Genomic DNA, 16,025 nt, shown 5'->3' with positions numbered 1-16,025 from the left:
TCCTGACCCGCCGCGTCACCCGCCACCGCTTCGCTGAACGGATGTGCGTACCGGGCCGCCCCGGCGCCGGAGCCGGACGGCGGCCAAGGGTGCCACCCGGTGCCGGGGTCAGGCCTCCGCCGGCAGCTCGAACACCTGCCGCAGGTAGGCCAGGTACCCCGGGTCATCGCACATGCTCTTGCCCGGCGAATCGCTCAGCTTGGCGACCGGCTGGCCGTTGCAGCGGACCATCTTGATCACGATGTTGAGCGGGGTCGGGCCCAGGTCGTTGGTCAGGTGGGTGCCCACCCCGAAGGCCACCTGGCAGCGGCCCCGGAAGTAATCGAACAGCTGCATGACCTTTTCGATGTTCAGCCCGTCGCTGAAGACCAGCACCTTGCTGCGCGGGTCCACGCGGCGGCTGTGGAAGTGCGCCAGCATGCGGTCGCCCCAGGTGAAGGGGTCGCCGGAATCATGCCGGACGCCATCGAACAGCTTGCAGAAATACATGTCGAAGTCGCGCAGGAAGGCCTCCAGGCCGACCACATCGGACAGCGCGATGCCCAGGTCGCCGCGGTACTCGCGTGCCCACGATTCCAGCGCCGCCACCTGCGAATCGCGCAGCCGCGGGCCGAGCGCCTGGAAGGCCTGCAGGTACTCGTGGGCCATGGTGCCGTGCGGGGTCATGCCGTACAGGCGGGCGAAATGCACGTTGCTGGTGCCCACGAACTGCGCGCCCAGCGCATTGCGCAGCATCGGCAGCATGCGCCCATGCCACTCGCGCGAGTAGCGCCGGCGGCTGCCGTAATCGGCGATCCGGCACAGCTCGAAACCGGGCGTATCGCGCAGCAGCGCGGTCTTGGCCTGCAGGCGGCGCTCGCCCTCGCTGAAGTCCGAATCGGTGGTATTGCGGAACCAGACCTCGTTGATGATGGCCAGCAGCGGCACCTCGAACAGGATGGTGTGCAGCCAGGGGCCGGTGATGTCCAGCTCGATCTCACCCGGGACGGTGGCCGAGGGGCGCAGCGCGATGTACTTGCGGTCCAGGTGGAACAGGCCGAGGAAATCGGCGAAGTCCGGTTTGACGAAACGCAGGCCGCGCACGTAGTCCAGCTCTTCGGGGCTGAAGCGCAGGCTGCACAAGTGGTCGATCTCGGCGTTGATCTGGTCGATGAACTGCGCCAGGTCGATGCCCGGGGTCCGGCACTTGAACCGGTACTGCACCTGCGCGCCGGGGTACTGATGCAGCACCGCCTGCATCATGGTGAATTTGTACAGGTCGGTGTCGAGCAGGGACTGGATGATCATGCAGGGGATTATGCGCCTGCCAGGGGGTCCGACCAACGCCCGGCCCCCTCGGGGTGGAATGCGTTCCCGGCACGCATCGCGCCTGGGCGCATGCGGTGGGCGGGCGCTACCGGCGGCGCAGCAGGCGCGGGACCTGCACCAGCGCGTGCGCCCAGATCGCGCCCCACACCGCGCAACGCACCGGCCAGGCACGCTGTGGCGCCTCGAATTTCTGGAAGTACCGCCACAACCCGCGATGCTTGTGCCACTCCACGAAGAAGGGCCGCGCGCGGCTGGAGACGCCGCGGACATGGGTGACCTGCAGGTCGTTGGCGATCGCGATCACCGCGCCGGCCTCACGCGCGCGGCGGCACAGGTCCAGGTCCTCGGCGTGCAGGCGATAGCCGGCATCCCAGCCGCCGATCCGCTCGAACAGCGCGCGCGGCATCAGCAGCAGCGCGCCGGACAGGGCCGGCACGACCTGCAGCGGCTGGCGGCGATCGACCGGGATCGCCAGCTTGCCGCCTTGCCCCGGGCGGCGCAGCATCGCGGCGAAATCCGGGTCACGGCGGCGCACCGCATCGTCCGGGCGGCCGTCTTCGTCGACCTGTTCCACGCCCAGCAGGCAGTCGCCCAGCGGCAGCGCGCGTTCGCGCAACAGGGCCAGGGTATCGGGACCGACCATCAGGTCCGGATTGATGAAGGCCAGCCACGGTGCCTGGCTGTCGGCCACGCCCTGGTTGTTGGCGGCGGCGAATCCGGGGTTGTCCGGGTTGGCGATGAAGCGCACCCGCGGATCGGCGCTGGCGTGGCGCTGCACGATCTCCAGGGTGCCATCGGTGGAATCGTTGTCGACCACGCGGATCTCGGCGATGTCGCGCGCCTCGCGCAGGCGCAGCAGGCAGGCATCCAGCGTGCTGGCGCTCTGGTAGCTGACGATGATGGCGGCGATGGCAGGACTCAAACGGGCGGCTCCGGGGCGGCAGTGACAGGCGGCGCGAACAGATCGCCCTGCGCCTTGGGCATTATCGCCTGCCGGTGATGCTGCTGCAGATCGTGGCGTGCCTGCTGCAGTGGATCGGCCATCAGGAAGCCCGCCAACCGCGGCGGCCAACCGGGCCAGCGCGTGGCAAGCGCGTCCATGTCGCCCTCGCCGGTCACGCCTTCGGCCACGCGGGCGACGAAGGCGGTCTCGCACAGCGCGTTGCGCCAGCCGAGCCCGGCCATGCGCAGGCTCAGGTCGATCAGCGCGGCATTCCACGAGGCATAGCTGTGCATGTCCAGCCCGCCGGCCCTGCGCCGCGCATTGCCGCGCAACAGCACTGCATGGGTCACGGCACACGGCAACTCCGGATGCAGCGGCGGCATCGCCGCGCAGGCCTGCGCCAACGGGGCCAGATCCAGGTCATCCGGTAAGGGGTTGATTTCACCCAGGCGCGGCCAGGCGGCCGTCTCGCCGGCGTTGCACCACGGCGTAGCCGAGCCGATCGAGGCATCGCGGGCCAGGCAGGCCTGCAGCTGCTGCAGCCATCCCGGTGCCGGAATCGCGTCCGGCGCCAGCACCACCACATCGGCCCCGGCGCAGGCAGCCAGCATTTCATCCAGATGGGCCACTTCGCCGATGGCGCGGGCACGGCGGGTGTACTCGGCCTGCAGCGGGGTGTGCGTGAGCCAGTGCTCGATCACGGCCTGGGCCCGCGGCCCGGCCTGGCCATCATCGGCCAGCCAGATGGCGGTCCCCGGCGCGGTACCGGCGTCCAGGGCGGCCAGGCAACGGTCCAGCGCGGCATCGTCGACCCCGATCGGCAGCAGGACGACCGTGCTCATGCGGACCTCTGCGTACTGCCGTCTTCGCCGTGTCGCTGTGTCATCGCGGGCTCCCCTGGGCGGGGCCAGCGTAGCAAGATCGGCCCCTGCGGTGACAGCCGGGGCCGGGCAGCACTCAGCGCTTGTCCTTGTGCTCGGGGAACGGCTCCATCGCGCGGAAGCGGCTGCTGTACTCGTCGGTCAGGTTGCGCGACTCCTGCGCGTTGCGCACGATGGTCGGGGTCAGCAGCACGATCACTTCGGAACGCCCGGACTTCTTCGTCTTGCTGCCGAACAGCGCCCCGATGACCGGGATCCTGCTCAGGCCAGGCACACCATTGGCGCCATCATCGTCGGAGTTGGTGATCAGCCCGGCAAGCATGATGGTGTCGCCACTCTGCACGGCCGCTTCGGTGGAGATCTTGCGGGTATTGATCGGCGGGTTGCAGGTGGTGCGGGTCGGGTCGCACCCACTCGGGATCGCACCGGCCGAACTCACCTCCTGCACGATATCCAGGAACACCACGCCATCGCGGGTGATGCGCGGGCGCACCTTGAGGATCACGCCGGTGTCCAGGTACTGGACCTGGCTGTAGGTGTTGTCGCCGCCGATGCCGGTATTGACCGAGACCGAGTTGATCGGGATCTGGGTGCCGACGTTGAGGGTGGCTTCGGCGTTGTTGCGCACGAACAGCGACGGCGTCTGCAGCAGCCGCAGGTTGCTGACCTTGTCCAGTGCGCTGACCACGGCGGCGGCGTTCTTGCCGAGGAAGGTCCAGCCCACTCCACCATCGCCGACGGTGCCGGAGATGCTGCCCCAGATCGAGCGGCCCAGAGCACTGGGCAGGTCGATGCCACTCTCGGTCTTGCCGGTGGTCACGGCCTGTTCGAAGAACCAGTTCACGCCGTAGCTGAGGTCGCCGGTCAGCGCGACCTCGGCGACCTGCGCTTCGATGTGCACCTGCATCGGCATCACGTCGAGCTTCTCGATCACTTCGCGGATCGAGCGCCAGGCCTGCGGGGTGGAGCGCACCAGCAGGGTATTGGTTTCCTCCACCGCCGAGACGCCGACCGTATCGCCCTGCACTTCCAGGCTGAAGCTGGCGTTGCCGGACTGGCGCTGCGGCAGGTTCATCGTGCCATCGCCCAGCCCACCGCGGCTGCTCCCCGTGCTGCTGCCGGTGTTGGAGAAATTGCCGTTGGTGTTGTTGCCATCGCGGCTGCCGATATCCATCGGCGAGGCGCCCGGCGCCAGCGAACTGCTGCCACGGCCACTGCGGCCATTCTCGTTGGCGAAGGCTTCGGCCAGGCGTTCGGCCAGGTCCTTGGCCTTGACGTAGCGCAGTTCATAGGAGAACAGCCGCGCATTGCCGCCGGCGGTATCGATGCGGTCCAGCCACTGCTGGATCTGGTCCAGGTAGCGCGCCTGCGGGGTGATCACCAGCACCGCATTGGCATTCTCCAGCGGCAGGAATCGGAACATGCCGGCGCTGGGCGTCTTGCTCTCCTCGCCGAACACTTTCTCCAGATCGGCGGCAACCTGTTCGGCCTTGCCGGACTGGATCGGGAACACGCCCACGGACATGCCCGAGAGCCAGTCCACGTCGAAGATCTCCACCGTGCGCAGGTAGTTCTCCAGCTCGCTGCGGGTGCCGCCGAGGGTAATCACGTTGCGGCCGTTGTCGACGTTGACGATGGCATTCGGGCGCGCGTACGGCTCCAGCACCTTCTTCATTTCGGTGGCCGAGATGTACTGCAGCGGCACCACCCGCACTTCGAAGCCGCGCGCATTGGCCGGCGACGCCGTGCTCGGCGAGACCGTACCGGCCAGTGCCTGGTCGGCGGGCACGATGTTGTAACGGCCGGCGCTGTAGACCATGCGCGCGTTGTTCCAGCCCAGCACCATTTCCAGCAGGTTCAATGCCTGCGCCGAGGAGACCGGCTTGGGCGTGGCCAGGGTCACGGTGCCCTGCACGCCCGGCGCGATCACGTAGTTCTGGCCCAGGAAGTCACCGAGGATCGCCTTGACCACCGCGTGCACCGATTCGCCTTCGAAGTTGAAGGTGGCGTTGCCGGTGGAGGCATTGCCCAGCGACGGTTGCGGGGCGGCCGCGGCACTGCGGTTGATCATGGTGCCGGTGCCACGGCGGATCACCGCCTGCGGGGTGCCGGCGCTGCCCAGCGGCTCGGCCTCGACGCCTTCACGGGATCCGTCACCGGCGACCACCTGGTGGCTGTCGAGCACCGCATCGCGGCGTACCTCCGGCGCGGGCACGGTGGTGCAGCCCACCAGCAGGGCGACAAGGAAAGACACGGGAAAAAGGCGCAGGGTCATGCTGTCACTCTAAGGGTTGTGGCCGGAGCCGCCCGCGGGCGGTTGCTGCGACTGCTGTTGCTGTTGCTGCTGCAATTGCTGGCGACGCGCCTGGATGCGCTCGCGGATCGCCTTCATGTCGGCTTCGCTGGGACCCTGCGCGTTCTGCGCGGGGGCCCCCGCATTCGATGGCGTCGCTGCCTGCGGCGCAGGTGATGCGCCCGGCGCCGGTGCGGGCATCGCTGCGGCGCCATTGATCGGGCGCGCGCCGGCACCGGCCGGAGGCACCGCGGTGAGCGGCGTAGCGCCCAGCACCGTCGGTGGTTCACCGCCCTGCCCATTGAACACCGGCAATTCCAGGACCTGCGTGCCACCGGGGCCACTGACGGTGGCGCGGCGCGGTTCCAGCGCCAGCAGTTGCCAGCCGTTCACCGCTTCACCATTCAGCCGCAGTCGCAGCGACTGGCGCTGGTCGGTGGTCAGGATCGCCATCCCGAAACCCGGTGTAAGCAGCACGCCGGTCAGTGAGACGCTGCTGGCGGTGCCCTGTTCGGTGCCACCGAGCAGGTACGGGCGCGGTTGGCGATCTTCGGCGAACAGCGGGCGGGCGCCGATCTGGGCATAGGTGCTGGCCGAGCTCATGCGCTCGGGCGCGGCGGGAGCCAGGTGGGGCAGCGGCGCAGGACCCATATCGCCGTCGGTGGCCGGCGCGATGCGCTGGCCCAGGCCGAACAGCGTGGCGATCCAGATCGCCAGCGCCCACAGGGCGATGCCGCCCAGCCACCAGGTCCGCAGGCCAGCTGCTTCAAGCTTCATGCTGGGCCTCCCCGGCAGCGTCCGGTGCGGGCGCGGGCTCGGCTGCATCGCTGGGCGGGGCCGCATCCGGGCCGCCGTCCTGGCCGGCATCCTGCCCGGACGGCGGTGGCAGTGGGGCCGGCGCGGGCGCGTCAGGTTCCAGCGCTGCGCCCGGGCGCAGATGACCGACCAGTTCGAAGGACACATCCAGGCCGGTGCCGGTTTCGCTGGGCGACTGCTGGAAGCGCTGCGCGAGCAGGTTGAGGTTCTCCACGAACAGGCGCGGGCTGCCGGTCTCCAGCGTGTGCAGCACGGCCGCCATTTCCGGCACGCCGCAGCGCAGGCGCACCTGCAGGGCCACACGCGGGAAGGCAGCCTCGCGATTGGCATCGGGCAGCGGGGTGCGATTGCTGATCGTGCAGCTGCGGTTGCCCGGGCTGGCCGACGCCACCGCATCCTGCAGGCGGCTGGAGAGCGCCGCGGCGGCCGATTCGGCAGTGGCCTCGCGCAGGAAGCCAGGGCGGCCCTCCAGGGCGGCCTGCACCTCGCGCAGCTGGGTGGCGATCTGCCCGCGCTGCGCCAGCTGCGCATCCACGCGCTGTTGGCGCTCCTGCACGGCGGCGATGTCGGCATTGATCGCCAGCAGGGGGCGGGTCAACCACGGGTGCACGAGCAGCAGGTACGCCACGGCGATCACCGCCAGCAGCAGGCCCAGCGCGAGCCAGCGATCACGGCGCGTCGGTTGTGCTGCCATCGGCAACCTCCTTCGCGGGCGGGGCCGCACCGGGCAGCGGCTGCAGCTCGGCCGTCAGCGTGAAACGGTCGCGGCCGCTGGTTGCCCCATCGGCCTGCAGCACGCCGGTCAGGTTGACCTTGCGCCACAGCGGCGAGTCCTGCAGCAGCGGCACCAGCTGCGAGGCTTCGCGGCTGAGCCCGATCAACTGCAGTGTGTTGCCTTCGATCGAGAGTTTTTCCAGATAGGTGCCATCGGGCAGCAGGCGGGTCAGCTCGTTCCACAGTTCCACGGTACTGGCGTGCTCGCCGCGCCGGCCTTCCAGGAACGCGGCGCCTTCGACCAGGCTCTGCAACTGCTGGCGCTCGGCCGCGACCCGGCGCGCATCACGCGCGGCGTCATCCACCTGCGCGCGCAGCTGGTCCGCCGCGGCCTGGCGGTTGTCCAGCAGCTGGTGGCCGGCCAACGCGAGCAGCACGATCGCGCTCGCGGCCAGGAGCCAGTTCCAGCGTGCCATCGGGTCGCGATAGGGCTGCCGCTGCGCCAGCGGCAGCAGGTTGACGTCGAGCGGCCGGCCAGCGGCATCCACTGCATCGACGCCGGCCACCGCCTGTGCCCATGGCCCGGCCTGCTGCGCCCACTGGTCCAGCTGCGCGCGCGGGATCACCACCAGCTCGACCTGCAGCTGGCCATCCGGCAAGGCCCCGAGCTCGCGCACGTCATAGCTCACCTGGCTGGCATCGAACGGGGTCTGCCGATCGATTTCGAATCCGACCACATCGCGCAGCCGCTCGGCGGCGGCCGCCGGCAAGCGCAGCGGACGGCGCAGCACGCTCCCGACCGGCAGCAACCAGTGCCGGGGCAGGCTGCGCAGGCGCGCATCGAGCACGCCATCGAGCGCGGCGGGCGGGACCGGCCACGGCAGCTCCACGATGGCCTCGATCTGCTCGCCGGTCTGTCGCTGCAGGCGCAGTAACTCGCCCTCGCGCAGCAGCAGCAGGCGCGAACGCGACCAGCCCATCGCCCATTGCCACCGCACCGGCAGCCAGGCCAGCAACGACTGCCGCCACCAGCGCAGGCTGCTGCCCACGCCGGGCGACACGCGCCCGCGGGCCCGCACCAGACTGTCACGCCATGCCGTCATCTTGCTGCCATTCCCTGTTCCCAGCGAAGTACTGTGTATGCCGTTCCCGGCGTGCCTGCCGACCCCATCCTCACCACGGCGCGCAGTACCGATACCCGGCCGCGTTCGTCCGTGGCGCGACTCTCGATACTATAGGTGCCACTGCCACCTGCAAGCGGCGCGACCGGCAATCCAGCTTCATCAGCGGCCGCTGCGCGTTCGCGTTCGGCCAGCAGGCGCTCTGCATCCAGCCCCAGTGCGGTCAGCACCGGGCCTGCGGCAACGCGCGGGTCAGGCCGTGCCTGGCGGCTGTACAGGGTCAGCATCGGCTCCATCCGCGCATACAGGTCCGCCTCCATGCCGAGCACGCGCTGCAGCTCGCCGACCGTCTCATAGCGCGCGTTGCGTGCGCCGTAGGGCAGCCCGGCGGCGAGGTAATCGGGCGTCTCCGCGCCGCCACCGGGCTGTTTGAGGCTGTCCGCGTCACGCCAGTCGACGATGGCGCCGGCCAGCTGCTGGGCGCGCCCGGGCTCCTCCCCCATCGCACGCAGGAACGCGTTGAGCAGGCTCACGTCGGCCAGGTTCAGATTGATCTTGCCGTTCTCATCGAGGATCGTCAGATCGATCCGGCGCGTATCGAACGTCCACCGGTAGCGGCGGCCATCGGCAACCCAGGCCGGCTGGGTGGCGCGCGGCTGCAGGCGGTGCAGCGCGTACTCCAGCCCTGCGCGCGCATACTCCTGCCCGATGGCATCGTCACCGATCACGCGCTGCTGCATGTGCTCCACGCGCGCGCTCAGGGCGAACGCGCCGACCACCGCGGTCAGCAGGGCGATCAGCCACAACACCAGGACGAGCGCGGCGCCACGTACCGGCCTCATCGGCGATCCCCACGTGACGGAGGCAGTGCGGCGATCATCGGCGGCCAGGCCGGCCCCTGCAGCGGCACGATCTCGATCGAGACCAGCAACGGCAGGCGGCGGGTGTCATCCCAGCGGTCCAGCCACGGCGTCAACTGACCGGTGCGCGGGTCGGTGCCGCGATAACGGAAGCGCACCTCGCGCAGCTGATCGGCCAGCATTTCCGGCGGGCGTGGCGGATCTTCCTCGATCGCCTCGCCGTTCTGCAGCAGGGTCAGCGCGACCTCCAGCTGCTCGGCGCCCGCGGCATGGCGGACCTGCAGCTCGTGTGCATACGGCCCGCCGCGACCCAGATAGCCCGGCAGATCCGAGACGAACAGCATGCGCTGCGGCTCGCCCATGAAATACACCGGATCGCGGGTCGGGTCCGGCGGGGTGGTCGCGATCACCAGTGCGGTGGACAGGCGCCGCCGCAGGAAACCTTCCACCGCGCGCATGCGCTCGTTCTGCGCGGCCATGCGCTCGCCGCGTTGGCTGATGGCCATGGCCGAGCGCACCGTGGCGAAGGCCAACGCCAGGCCGCCGACGAGCAAGGCGGTCGCCAGCAGGATTTCGATCAGGGTGAAGCCGGCGGCCCGGCGTGCGCGTGCTGTCATCGTGGTGCGCCCGGCACCGGCGGCAACAGGCGCAGGCTGCGCCATTGCAGCTGCTCGCCATTGCCCTCGCCCCAGCGTACCTGCAGGGTGATCTGTGCCAGGGTCGGGCCGCCAACGTCCACCGTGACCGGACCGGTAGCGCTGCGGGGCTCCTGGTAGGGCGCCACCTGCAGTTGCCAGCGGTACCTGCCCTGCTCCCACTCTCCCTGCGTGCTGCCTTCCTGCAAGGGGCTTTCCACCCCCGTGCTGGCCAGCAATGATTGCGCATACAGTGTCGCGCGGCTGCGTACGTCGGCCTGCCCGACCTGGCGCGCCGCGCCGGACAGGCTGCCCAGCAGCAGGGTCAGCGCAAGCGCCAGCAGCGCGAAGGCGATGATCACCTCCAGCAGCGAATACCCACGCTGGCGCCTCATCGGCCCTCCCGGCGCGGGCCGGCACGCACTTCGCCGGTGATCCAGCCCACGTGGATGTCCCAGGCTGCGCCCCGCGTGCTCACTTCGATGGTGCCGCCACTGGCGGCGCCGTCGGCGAAGAAGGCGATCGCGCCCTGCCCGGGTGCGGCACCGAGCTGGCCGGCGCCACGGAACCGTACATCCAACGCCGCCGGGATCTGCCCGTGGCGGCCGTTGGCCGCCTGCCACGTCCGCGCACGCGGGTCGATCACGAAGCGCTGGGTCTGCCCGGTAGCGATCGCCTGGGTACGCGTGTAACGCAGCTGGGTGGCGATTTCCTTGCCGGCATTGCGCAGGCGCATGCCGTCGATGCCGCCGTTCATCGCGGTGGCGGTGACCACGCCGATGATGGCGATCAGCGCGACCACCAGCAGCATCTCCAGCAACGACAGGCCATGCGCATGCACGCCCGTGGGCACGCGGCGCGGCGGTCTGCTCGGCGTGGACCACAGTGCTCCCAATGCCGATTACTCGTACCGGATGTCCGCGTCGTAACTGCTGCCGCCCACCTTGCCATCCTTGCCCAGGCTGATCAGGTCGTACGGCTGGCCTTCGCCCGGGACGCGGTACTCCAGCGCGTGGCCCCACGGGTCGTTGAGATCGGCCGGCTTGGCGTACGGACCGAGCCAGCCCGCACTGCCGCTGGGCTGGGTGACCAGATCCTCCAGCTTGGCCGGCAGCTTGCCGGTGTCCAGCTGGTAGTTGTCGATCTTGCCGGCCATGGTCTGCACCTGCGCCTTGGCGATGTTGGCCTTGCCACGGTCGGCGCCGCCGAGCACTCGGCTGCCGACCAGGGTCAGCACCGCGCCGATCAGCACGATGACGATGATGATTTCCAGCAGGCTCATGCCGGACTGGTGGCGCGCGGAAGAGAAGCGGGTCAGGCGGCGGCGTTGCATGTGGCAGGCTCCTTGCATCGAATCGTAGGGGTGTTGACCAGCGGCCGGTCAGCCGATGGCATTGGTCAGGTCGTACAGCGGCACCAGCACGGCCACGATCACCAGACCGACCACCGAGGCCAGCACCAGGGTGATCACCGGCACCAGTGCCGACAGCAGACGGTCGATCGCGCGCGCGCTTTCCTGCTCGAACGTATCGGCGGTCTTGAGCAGCATCGTATCCAGCGCACCGGATTCCTCGCCGACCTGGATCATCTGCAATGCCAGCCGCGGAAACCGCTTGCCCCGCGACAGCGAGGCCGACAGCCCGTTGCCATTCTTGACCTCGTCGCTGGCGGCATCCACGTCGGCAGCCAGCGCGCGGTTGCTCAACACATTGCGCGCGATGCCCAGGCCGGACAGCAGTGGCACGCCGTTGCGCAGCAGCGTGCCCAGCGTGCGGGCCAGGCGTGCGGTCTCCAGCTTGCCCAGCAGCGGGCCGATGCCTTTGCGCTGCAGCAGCCAGCCATCCACGGCCAGGCGCGCGGCCGGTTGCCGCAGCCGCCGTTCCACTACCAGCGCGATCACGGCCGGCACCACGATCATGATGAGCCAGCCTTCGCGCACCACCAGCCCGGCGGTGAGCACCGACTGGGTGAACCAGGGCAGCGCGACATCCAGGCTCTCGTACATCAGCGCGAATTGCGGCACGACGTAACCCAGCAGGAACAGCAGCGCACCGCCAACCACCGCCAACAGGATCGCCGGGTAGATCAGCGCGTTGATCACGCGCCCTTTCAGCTCGGCGCTGCGCTCGAGGTAATCCGACAGCCGCTGCAGGGTGTCGTGCAGGCTGCCGCCGGCCTCACCGGCGCGCACCATGTTGATGTACAGCCGGGAGAACAATCCGTGCTGGCGTTCCAGCGCGGTCGAGAGTGGTGCGCCACCGCGCACGATGTCGCGGATGTCGGTGATGACGCGCCGGGTACGCTCGTCTTCGGGCAGTTCCAGCAGGATGCTCAGCGCGCGGTCCAGCGGCTGGCCGGCACCGAGCAGCGTGGCCAGCTGCTGGGTGAACTGCACCAGCGCGCCGCCATCGAACGGCTTGCGGCGCAGCAGCGCCAGCCACGACGACGCCCCAGCGGCACTCTCGCTGGCCAGACGTGCCTCCATCGGCATGTGGCCCTGGTCCTGCAGCCGCGCGGCGACCTCCGCTTCGCTGGCTGCCTCCATCTGGCCATCGAACAGTTCGCCGTGGGCATTGAGCGCCTTGTAGCGGTACTGGGGCATGCTCAGCCGCCCACCCGGTGTTGGCCGCAGGCACGCATCAGGCATCCTCCGTCACGCGCAGCACTTCTTCCAGCGTGGTGTGGCCCTGCAGGGCTTTGGACAGCCCGTCTTCGTACATGGTGCGCATGCCCGCGGCACGCGCGATCTGCTCGATCTCGCCCATCCCGGCCCGACGCATCACCGCACTGCGCAGCGCATCGTTCATCACCAGGAATTCCACGATGGTGGTCCGGCCCAGGTATCCGGTCGGTGCGATCGCCGAGGGCTGCGCGCGATACAGGAAAATCTCACCCTCCGGCTGCAGCCGGCGCAGGCCGAATTTTTCGATCTCTTCGGGCGATGCGCGATAGCGCTGGGCGTGCTGGGGCTCCAGCCTGCGCACCAGGCGCTGGGCCAGGATGCCGTTGATGGTGGAGGTGAGCAGATAATCTTCCACGCCCATGTCGAGCAGGCGGGTGATGCCGCCAGCGGCATTGTTGGTGTGCAGCGTGGACAGCACCAGGTGGCCGGTGAGCGCGGACTGGATCGCGATGCGCGCGGTTTCCAGATCGCGCATTTCACCGATCATGATGATGTCCGGGTCCTGGCGCACGATGCTGCGCAGCGCATTGGCGAAATCCAGCCCGATCTGCGGCTTGGCCTGGATCTGGTTGATGCCTTCGATCTGGTACTCCACCGGATCTTCGACGGTGATGATCTTGACGTCGGCCGTATTGAGCTGGCTCAGCGCGGTGTACAGCGTGGTGGTCTTGCCCGAACCGGTCGGGCCGGTGACCAGCAGGATGCCGTGTGGCTGTTCCAGCACCTTGCGGAACTGCGGCAGGAACGCCTCGGTGAACCCCAACCGATGGAAATCGAACACCACGGTGTCGCGGTCGAGCAGGCGCATGACCACGCTTTCGCCGTGCGCGGTCGGTACGCTGCTCACGCGCAGGTCCAGTTCCTTGCCCTGCACGCGCAGCATGATGCGGCCGTCCTGCGGCAGGCGACGTTCGGCGATGTTGAGCCGCGCCATGATCTTGATGCGGCTGATCACCGCAGCGGTGAGATTCACCGGCGGGCTTTCCCCTTCGATCAGCACGCCGTCTACGCGGTAACGCACCTTCAGGCGATTCTCGAACGGTTCGATATGAATATCGGAGGCGCGCAGTTCCACCGCCCGCTGGATCACGAGGTTGACCAGCCGGATCACCGGCGCTTCGGACGCCAGGTCGCGCAGGTGTTCGATGTCGTCGACCGCCGCACCTTCACCGTCCGCGGTTTCGATGATCGCGCCCATCGCGCTGCGGCCCTGGCCGAACCAGCGCTCGATCAGATCATCGATTTCCGAGCGCAGGCCGACATGCAGGCGGACCGGCAGCGCCATCGCCAGCTGCACGGCATCGGCCGCATACGGGTCCTGTGGATCGGACAGCCACAGATCCAGCGCGTCGTCCTGCAATGCGAGGGGGCAGACATGGAACTGCTTGAGGAATCGCACCGTCAGCGGCAGCCCGTCCAGCAGCGCTTCGGGCGGCGATTCCGGCACGGCCTTGGCGTCGAGCAGCGGCAGGCCGAGAACCTCGGCGCAGGTCTGTGCATGGTCGCGCTCTGATACCAGCCCCAGGCGGACCAGCAGGCCGAGCAGGCTGCCGCCGGATTCACGGTGCAGCGGACGCGCGCGGGCCAGATCGCTGTCCTTGAGCCGGCCTTTCTCCAGCAATACCCCGACGATGCGGGATTCAGCGGTGGATTCTGCAGTGGGGTCCTGGGCAACCGCGTTCAAGAATCTTCTCCTGGCAACCGCTGCGACTTTAGCAGTTCACCGCGATCGTACGCGGGATTCCACACCGTCCAGATGTAAAAACGGGAGCCCGTCACATGACGGACTCCCGTGGCGTTTGACCCGTATTACTGGTTGGCGAGAATGCTCACGCCGCTGAACGCGGACTCGCCCACCACCTTGATGTAATACGTTCCGGCCACCGGTGCGGTGAAGCGCACGGTTTCACTGTTGCCCGGCCGCGTGGACTTGGCATCGAACGCGGTCGCGGTCGGCTCCTTGCCCTGGCTCACATACACCGAGACGTTGCCGCTGCCGCCATAGGTGAGCAGGCTCAGTACCTTGCCGGCCTGCGCCTCGAAGCTGTAAAGCACTTCGCTGCCACCGGCGCCGCTCAGACCACCCACGGCGACCTTGTTGGTCAGCGGGGTCGCCACCGGGCCGCAGTTCTCGGTGCATTCTTCTTCCAGCGCCTTGTCCAGGGCCGCCTTGGCATCGACGATGCCGGTGCCGATCGGGGTGGCGGTCGGGATGGTCACCGGGAACGCCCGCGCGGTCTGCTTGAGCAGTGCTTCCAGCGCGGCCGGGGTGAGCGGATCCTTGCCGGCCGCGGCGACCGCGCCCTGCACCAGCGCCGCCACCGCCGCAACGTGCGGAGAGGCCATCGAGGTACCGGCCATGCCCATGTAGCTGTAGGCACCGGAGGTCGGCGTGGTCAGGCCGTTGTAGCCGGACTGCCACACGTAACCGCCCGGGTTGCCGTCCACGCTGCCGCCGCCGCCCGGGCCGGACAGATCCACGACCGGGCCGAAGTTGGAGTAGTAGGCGATGCCGCCGGTGATGCGGGTGGCGCCGACCGCCACCACGTTGGCGCAGCTGGCCGGCCGGAAGTTGGCCGCGTTGGAGGCCGAGTTGCCGGCGGCGACCACCACGGTGGTGCCACGCGATACCGCACCGTTGATGGCATCCTGGTAGAGCGCATCGCATGCGCCGCCACCGCCCAGGCTCATGTTGATGACCTCGGCCGGGTTGGCATTGGCCGGAACCCCGGCAACGGTGCCGCCGGAGGCCCAGGTGATCGCATCGGCGATGTCGGAGAGGTAGCCGCCGCACTTGCCGAGCACGCGCACCGGCAGCACGCGGGCCTTGTACGCGACGCCTGCCATGCCGACGCCATTGTTGGTGGATTCGGCGATGGTGCCGGCCACGTGGGTGCCGTGCCAGGAACTGTCATCGGCCAGCGAGCCGGCATAGCATTCGTTGTCGTTCTCCACCCAGTCACCGTAATCCAGCGCGCCGGGCACGCGGTCATCGGTGGCGCGGCGGGAGGTTTCCGCGTCGCTGATGAAGTCGTAGCCTTCCAGCAGATTGCCGGAGAAGTCCGGATGCTGCGGCAGGATGCCGGTATCGAGCACCGCCACCACCACGCCTTCGCCCTGGGCGATGTCCCACGCGGCCGGCGCATTGATGCCGCCGGTAGCGCTGTTCAGATGCCACTGGTACTGCGCGTAGTACGGATCGTTCGGCACCAGCTGCGGGGTCGCGTCGCGCGGGCGCACATCGGTGCGCTGCAGCTTCACGTCCACTTCGGCGTACTGCACGGAAGGATCGGCCTTGATCTCGGCCAGCACCTTCTGCAGTTCGGCAGGGCTCAAGCGGCCCTGCAGGCGGATCAGATCGGCACCGACACCGAGCTTGCGCACGATCTGCGGGTTCACCGCGCTGGCACGCCCGGCGGCGGAGCCACCGACACTGGCGCGGGCGACCGCCGACTGCACGGCCGTCAGCTTGGCCGAACGATCCGTGGCCGCGGCACTGCCGGGGCGGTACTTGACGATGATGCGCTCTGCGCCCTGGGCGGCAGCCGGCTGGCGCACCGGTTCCTTGGCCGGCAGGCCCGCGGCATAGGCGCTGGCGCCTGCGGACAACGACAGCACGGCGGCTGCCAGCACATTGATGCGAAGGTTCTGCTTACTGGTCACGTTGACGTCCTCTTCAAGGTCATGGATCAAACGACTGTTCAGGCCAACACTCCATGCGAGCTCCCTGGCCGGCCCTGGCCAGGGTTCCCGTGACCCGCCCCCTCAGGC

15 protein-coding genes are annotated in these 16,025 nt (G+C 69.0%); all 15 read right to left on the bottom strand.

The features are described from left to right. Positions 1–108: 108 nt before the first annotated feature. Positions 109–1,287: a nicotinate phosphoribosyltransferase gene (gene pncB / locus OC373_RS10485; protein WP_261997661.1), complete on the bottom strand. Its 1,179-nt coding sequence runs from the start codon at positions 1,285–1,287 to the stop codon at positions 109–111. A gap of 106 nt (positions 1,288–1,393) precedes the next feature. After that, on the bottom strand, positions 1,394–2,230 hold the full coding sequence (locus tag OC373_RS10480) for a glycosyltransferase family 2 protein (protein WP_261997660.1): 837 nt from the start codon (positions 2,228–2,230) through the stop codon (positions 1,394–1,396). Next, on the bottom strand, positions 2,227–3,093 hold the full coding sequence (locus OC373_RS10475; protein WP_261997659.1) for a glycosyltransferase: 867 nt from the start codon (positions 3,091–3,093) through the stop codon (positions 2,227–2,229). The genes OC373_RS10480 and OC373_RS10475 overlap by 4 nt, the downstream gene beginning before the upstream one ends. 115 nt (positions 3,094–3,208) lie before the next feature. Beyond that, the gene (gene gspD / locus OC373_RS10470; protein WP_070426596.1) at positions 3,209–5,407 is read right to left on the bottom strand and encodes a type II secretion system secretin GspD; all 2,199 of its coding nucleotides are present in this window, start codon (positions 5,405–5,407) and stop codon (positions 3,209–3,211) included. A gap of 9 nt (positions 5,408–5,416) precedes the next feature. Continuing rightward, entirely contained in the window at positions 5,417–6,202 is a 786-nt protein-coding gene (locus OC373_RS10465; RefSeq protein WP_261997658.1) for a general secretion pathway protein GspN, read from the bottom strand. Next, on the bottom strand, positions 6,192–6,935 hold the full coding sequence (gene gspM / locus OC373_RS10460; protein WP_237393503.1) for a type II secretion system protein GspM: 744 nt from the start codon (positions 6,933–6,935) through the stop codon (positions 6,192–6,194). Before gspM ends, OC373_RS10465 begins: the two co-directional genes overlap by 11 nt. Continuing rightward, entirely contained in the window at positions 6,910–8,058 is a 1,149-nt protein-coding gene (locus OC373_RS10455; RefSeq protein ID WP_070426593.1) for a PilN domain-containing protein, read from the bottom strand. The genes gspM and OC373_RS10455 overlap by 26 nt, the downstream gene beginning before the upstream one ends. Then, positions 8,055–8,918: a type II secretion system protein GspK gene (locus tag OC373_RS10450; RefSeq protein WP_070426592.1), complete on the bottom strand. Its 864-nt coding sequence runs from the start codon at positions 8,916–8,918 to the stop codon at positions 8,055–8,057. The genes OC373_RS10455 and OC373_RS10450 overlap by 4 nt, the downstream gene beginning before the upstream one ends. After that, on the bottom strand, positions 8,915–9,553 hold the full coding sequence (locus tag OC373_RS10445) for a type II secretion system protein J (RefSeq protein ID WP_070427527.1): 639 nt from the start codon (positions 9,551–9,553) through the stop codon (positions 8,915–8,917). The genes OC373_RS10450 and OC373_RS10445 overlap by 4 nt, the downstream gene beginning before the upstream one ends. Continuing rightward, positions 9,550–9,966: a prepilin-type N-terminal cleavage/methylation domain-containing protein gene (locus OC373_RS10440; RefSeq protein WP_070426591.1), complete on the bottom strand. Its 417-nt coding sequence runs from the start codon at positions 9,964–9,966 to the stop codon at positions 9,550–9,552. The genes OC373_RS10445 and OC373_RS10440 overlap by 4 nt, the downstream gene beginning before the upstream one ends. Continuing rightward, complete coding sequence (locus tag OC373_RS10435) at positions 9,963–10,382, bottom strand: GspH/FimT family pseudopilin (RefSeq protein WP_070427528.1); 420 nt, start codon at positions 10,380–10,382, stop codon at positions 9,963–9,965. Before OC373_RS10435 ends, OC373_RS10440 begins: the two co-directional genes overlap by 4 nt. Positions 10,383–10,472: 90 nt before the next feature. Next, a complete protein-coding gene (gene gspG, locus OC373_RS10430; RefSeq protein ID WP_019182542.1) occupies positions 10,473–10,904 on the bottom strand; it encodes a type II secretion system major pseudopilin GspG in 432 nt (143 codons plus the stop codon). A 48-nt stretch (positions 10,905–10,952) separates the two neighbouring features. Continuing rightward, entirely contained in the window at positions 10,953–12,173 is a 1,221-nt protein-coding gene (locus OC373_RS10425) for a type II secretion system F family protein (protein WP_070426590.1), read from the bottom strand. A gap of 37 nt (positions 12,174–12,210) precedes the next feature. Beyond that, on the bottom strand, positions 12,211–13,938 hold the full coding sequence (gspE, locus tag OC373_RS10420) for a type II secretion system ATPase GspE (protein ID WP_019182544.1): 1,728 nt from the start codon (positions 13,936–13,938) through the stop codon (positions 12,211–12,213). Positions 13,939–14,063: 125 nt separating this feature from the next. After that, positions 14,064–15,917 carry a S8 family peptidase gene (locus tag OC373_RS10415; RefSeq protein WP_026069677.1) on the bottom strand — a complete coding sequence of 618 codons (1,854 nt, stop codon included), beginning with the start codon at positions 15,915–15,917 and terminating at the stop codon, positions 14,064–14,066. Positions 15,918–16,025: the final 108 nt, after the last annotated feature.

It is taken from the genome of Stenotrophomonas sp. Ste96, from assembly GCF_024519495.1.
Classification (GTDB): Bacteria; Pseudomonadota; Gammaproteobacteria; order Xanthomonadales; family Xanthomonadaceae; genus Stenotrophomonas; species Stenotrophomonas bentonitica_A.
Note: the sequence above shows the minus strand (reverse complement) of the source record. Positions and strands in the feature narration are given on the sequence as shown.

Excerpts from the sequence above, each read along its gene's own strand:
- pncB (WP_261997661.1), bottom strand. The coding sequence starts at position 1,287 with ATGATCATCCAGTCCCTGCTCGACACCGACCTGTACAAATTCACCATG.
- OC373_RS10435 (WP_070427528.1), bottom strand. The coding sequence starts at position 10,382 with ATGCTGCTGGTGGTCGCGCTGATCGCCATCATCGGCGTGGTCACCGCC.
- gspM (WP_237393503.1), bottom strand. The coding sequence starts at position 6,935 with ATGGCAGCACAACCGACGCGCCGTGATCGCTGGCTCGCGCTGGGCCTG.
- OC373_RS10440 (WP_070426591.1), bottom strand. The coding sequence starts at position 9,966 with ATGAGGCGCCAGCGTGGGTATTCGCTGCTGGAGGTGATCATCGCCTTC.
- OC373_RS10445 (WP_070427527.1), bottom strand. The coding sequence starts at position 9,553 with ATGACAGCACGCGCACGCCGGGCCGCCGGCTTCACCCTGATCGAAATC.
- OC373_RS10455 (WP_070426593.1), bottom strand. The coding sequence starts at position 8,058 with ATGACGGCATGGCGTGACAGTCTGGTGCGGGCCCGCGGGCGCGTGTCG.
- gspG (WP_019182542.1), bottom strand. The coding sequence starts at position 10,904 with ATGCAACGCCGCCGCCTGACCCGCTTCTCTTCCGCGCGCCACCAGTCC.
- OC373_RS10450 (WP_070426592.1), bottom strand. The coding sequence starts at position 8,918 with ATGAGGCCGGTACGTGGCGCCGCGCTCGTCCTGGTGTTGTGGCTGATC.
- OC373_RS10475 (WP_261997659.1), bottom strand. The coding sequence starts at position 3,093 with ATGAGCACGGTCGTCCTGCTGCCGATCGGGGTCGACGATGCCGCGCTG.
- gspD (WP_070426596.1), bottom strand. The coding sequence starts at position 5,407 with ATGACCCTGCGCCTTTTTCCCGTGTCTTTCCTTGTCGCCCTGCTGGTG.
- OC373_RS10425 (WP_070426590.1), bottom strand. The coding sequence starts at position 12,173 with ATGCCCCAGTACCGCTACAAGGCGCTCAATGCCCACGGCGAACTGTTC.
- OC373_RS10465 (WP_261997658.1), bottom strand. The coding sequence starts at position 6,202 with ATGAAGCTTGAAGCAGCTGGCCTGCGGACCTGGTGGCTGGGCGGCATC.